Origin of the sequence: Okeania hirsuta (assembly GCF_003838195.1) — a bacterium.
Taxonomy (GTDB): Bacteria; Cyanobacteriota; Cyanobacteriia; order Cyanobacteriales; family Microcoleaceae; genus Okeania; species Okeania hirsuta.
Window position 1 is genome coordinate 1 of the sequence record NZ_RCBY01000704.1, and the last position, 548, is coordinate 548.

Genomic DNA, 548 nt, shown 5'->3' on the forward strand with positions numbered 1-548 from the left:
TCACCATTAATAAACCTCCTCAACGCAAAGTCAAGGACGGAGAGTATATTATGATGACGGTCCGCAGTCATGACCAATATAACACCACGATCTACGGTCTGAATGATCGATACCGAGGCATCTACAATGAACGCCGAGTAGTATTAATGAACCGAGCGGATATGAAAAAAGAAGGCTTGGAGAAAAAATCGGTGGTCAATCTAGTGGGAGAGCACGAGGGTCAAACAAGACGAGCAGAGAAATTCCTGGTAATCCCTTATGATATCCCGAGTGGTTGTGTAGCAACTTACTTTCCTGAAGCCAATGTATTGGTCCCTATCAATAGCTTCGCCAAAGGAAGCAAAACTCCTAGTTCTAAGTGGGTTGCGATTCGCTTGGAAAAAGCAAATTAAACGTGTATGTCAGAGCAATTTACCCATCTCGATGCCTCGGGCAACCCCAATATGGTGGATGTAGGGGAGAAAAAAGTAAGTAGACGATCAGCTAGAGCTCAGAGCATCGTTGTTTTGGATGATAAGATCATGGATTTGCTGGAAAAGGATGAAATC

The 548-nt window shown here is 43.8% G+C and carries 1 protein-coding gene; it reads left to right on the forward strand.

Annotated elements, in window-relative coordinates; genetic code table 11:
* A partial coding sequence (locus D5R40_RS33775; RefSeq protein ID WP_282433718.1) for a molybdopterin dinucleotide binding domain-containing protein occupies window positions 1-392 on the forward strand: 392 nt, incomplete at its 5' end.
* Window positions 393-548 lie beyond the last annotated feature (156 nt).